4 protein-coding genes are annotated in these 3,271 nt (G+C 57.8%); 3 read left to right on the top strand and 1 reads right to left on the bottom strand.

Going from position 1 to position 3,271, the window contains the following annotated elements; translation table 11 throughout:
• The 3 genes from VJR29_03995 to VJR29_03985 form a co-directional block, all read left to right on the top strand.
• On the top strand, positions 1–196 hold a 196-nt coding region (locus VJR29_03995), incomplete at its 5' end, for a LuxR C-terminal-related transcriptional regulator (protein ID HKY62559.1).
• A 74-nt stretch (positions 197–270) separates the two neighbouring features.
• Complete coding sequence (locus VJR29_03990) at positions 271–918, top strand: hypothetical protein (protein ID HKY62558.1); 648 nt, start codon at positions 271–273, stop codon at positions 916–918.
• A gap of 214 nt (positions 919–1,132) precedes the next feature.
• Entirely contained in the window at positions 1,133–2,797 is a 1,665-nt protein-coding gene (locus VJR29_03985) for a PQQ-binding-like beta-propeller repeat protein (protein HKY62557.1), read from the top strand.
• Here VJR29_03985 and VJR29_03980 read toward each other — a convergent pair.
• Positions 2,769–3,134, bottom strand: a complete 366-nt coding sequence (locus VJR29_03980) for a hypothetical protein (protein ID HKY62556.1) — start codon at positions 3,132–3,134, stop codon at positions 2,769–2,771. The genes VJR29_03985 and VJR29_03980 overlap by 29 nt on opposite strands.
• Positions 3,135–3,271 lie beyond the last annotated feature (137 nt).

Raw genomic sequence — 3,271 nt, 5'->3', positions numbered from 1 at the left:
CGAGACCGAGGTTCTTCATCTCATCTCCCTGGGACTGTCCGAGGACGCGATCGCCCGCCGGCTCTTTGTGTCCAAGGCCACGGTCCATACCCACGCGATTCGCGTATTCAGCAAACTCGGGGTCCATTCCCGAGTCCAGGCGACCCTTGTTGCCATGGGGCATCGCCCTGAAGTCGAGAACGAACCTCTTCATTAAAAATCAACCGTTCGGTTGACTTCATTCCGAGCGGAAAATTTCAAAATAGAGCCTAAAAGAAAGCGGGGTTCATTATGGGTAAGTTCATTTTTGTCGGCGTATTTTTTTCTTTGATGACGTTTTTTTTAGCGAGCTCTCCGGCGGCCAAAGGCGAGTCGGAATTAGGTTCCTTCAATATACTCCTATGCCACGGGGAAAATTTGCCGGCGGAAGATTTGGCGGAGGAGGATGTCTATCCGCCTGATCAGCTGGCGCTCGGCGCTTACAATACTTGGTGTTACAACGCCGGGGGTGACAAGGTCGCCATGATTCATCACGATGCCCCGCTGCCGGCCCTTTTCGGCCAGAGCAACGGATTCTGGGTTAGCTTTACCCATTATAATGACAGGAATGGTGACGGCAAGTTGGAGGCCAGGGAAGCGGACGGTTACCTCAGAATGTTCGCCGCTGTGACGCCCGGCCTATTCAAGCGTGTGGGCATTTCGGAAGACTTCACGCAGGGAGTCATCGCCTCGGAAGCCAATCCGGGAGACGAGCCCGGCATCACCGAAGCCACGGGATGGTTCAAAGGCACCACCCAGTTTTTGAACCGAAACAATGTTCATTTTATCCCCACCTTCGTCGAAGTCGAAGGCAAGCCGGTGCTGATCGGGGCCAGTATGGACTTCGTCAACTTCGGGGTGATGTCGTTCGCGAAAACGCCGGTCCAGATTGTGCAATGAGGAATTTGCGCTTCATTTCGAAGCGTCCATAACCGGAGTCAGCCGGCAAGCGAAATTCACTAAGTGAATGAAAGGGTGTGGTCTGAAAAGCGTGAATTACTGCGTAAAACTTGCAGTAGCTGCTCTGGCATTTGCGAAGTTGATCGATCCGATCACGGCTCTGGGTGCCCGGCATGGGAGGGAGGCTCGTGCCCAGGACTGCCAGGAGTGGAAGATGTATGGCCAGGATTTGGGCGACGCCCGGAATCAGCCCTGCGACGACATCAATCCGGGGAACGTTGGCGACCTCACCCTTCAATGGTCCTTCCATGATCCCAGCGCCTTCACCGGAAGCTTCATCAAGGGGCCAGCCGCCGATCAGGAGGCTCTTTATTTGTTCGACTCCACCGGCGGCAATTACTACAAGCTGGACCGGAACAGCGGAAATTTAATCTGGAAAAAGGACATCAATCAGACGATTCGGCAATGCTTGCCTAATGCCCAGCTCCCGGTGCTGCTGGGCGTTGAAACCGCACCGACCCTGTTCGGCGATAAATTGATCGCGGGCACCTATACTTCGGACTTCGTTCCGCACGACGCGCCCGGAAGCTATTTCATCGTGCTCGATAAAAAAACGGGAGATTGCGAAACCGCAACCCTGTTAGGCGATCCGAATCACCTCTGGGAGGGTATACTCAGCTCGCCGACGATCCATGGCAATGTCGCTTATGTAGCGGTCTCCGGTTACGAGGAATCCGCCGCCGGCGAACCCGGCTATACTTGCTGCAACACCGTCGGCAAGGTCTGTGCGGTCAACCTCGTGAATGGGAAAAAGCTCTGGTGCGAGCCCCTGATCGACCCCCGAGGCGATCCTTCGACGACCGCGGACGACCTTCCCGACCTTCAGGGCTATAGCGGGGTCACGAGTTGGACCAGCGCGCCGGCCGTCTATCCCGATACGAGCTCGGTCATCATCACCACCGGGAACGCCTACACCCGCGGGGCCTTGGATCCCGCCAGCCTTTCGCCTTTCCACCTGGCCATTAATTCCTTCGTGAGCCTCGACATGAAGACGGGCCGAAAAAATTGGGCGACTCAGGTCATTCCCGACGACTTCTGGAATTCCGGCTGCATCCCATTCCTAGGGGCTCCCGAAAACTGCCCCGAAGGGCAGGGGCCGGATTACGATTTTCCCTCGGGAGCTTCGCTCATCCGGAACGTAAGGGTGGAAAACACGGTCCGCGACGTTGCGGCGGCGATCAATAAATCGGGGAAGGTCTTTGCGGTGGATGCTAGGTCGGGAGAGCTACTCTGGGACACCCCCATTGGACCGAGTAGTCTCATTAGTTTGGGTGGGAACAGCTCCGATGGCCTGCGGTTCTATGCCGTCAGCGTCAACTCGACCGATCTTGATGACGAGGGGAATCTCACAAGCCGGGCTTGGATTCTGCAAGGCGGACCCCATGCCGGTGAAACGATCTACGGCGGGTCCTTGAGCGCGCTCGATCCCGGTACCGGGGAAATTCTGTGGCAAAATGCCGGAGAGACCAGCTTTGCCCCCGAATTATTCGGCTTCTCGGTATCCCCTTATTTGGCTCCGCCCTCCAGCACCGGGACCGGGAATGGAGTGGTCTTCGCAGCCGCGACTTACCCCAACGAGTTGCTCGCCTTTTTCGGCGGCCTAGACCTCGATTTGCTCTACTCGCTGTTTCCCCTCGCGCCCAATCTCTTCGCCTTCGATGCCGCCACCGGCGAGATTCTCTGGAGCTATGCGACTCCGAATCCACCATTGGCCGGACCGACCATCATCGGACGGACCATTTATTGGCCGACCGGTCTTGCTTTGCCGGGGACTCTCTACGCTTTTGAAATCAAAGCTTCTTCATCCGCCAGCCATTGAACACATTGAAGGCGGTGCCCAAAAAGAGGATCAGGGCAAAGCCGGTGAAGAGATAGGTCAGGGTCGGCGGGACGTCCGGAAAGAAGTAGGGGAAGCCCAAGAACAAGATCCCCATCAAAGCGCTGAACAAAGCGACGCGGAAGTAGGCCCCGGCCGTTTTTTGATAGGCGCTCTTCCCGCGCTGGACGATCTGCCAAAGCGCCTCCACCTCGGCTTCGCAGCGGTTCTTACAGGCCAGGCCCTGGCCCTGGTCGCCGGCGCAATCCGGACATAGGCCCCGCGAGCAATTCTTGCAGAGGCCGACGGCCGGCGCCGAGGGGTGATAGAAACAATTCATCGCTTATTTGGAGGGCTTGCTCTCCGGCGCCTTGGCTTCAGGCGCGGCCGGCGGAGCCGGTGCGGCCTTGTCGCCGGCCGGCGCGGGGGCCTTGGCCTCGTTGCCGCCCTTGATCTCGATCTTGGCCGGTCCCGGGC

This window comes from bacterium (assembly GCA_035281585.1).
Lineage (GTDB): Bacteria > UBA10199 > UBA10199 > DSSB01 > DSSB01 > DATEDP01.
This window is presented reverse-complemented; position numbering and strand designations above follow the sequence as displayed.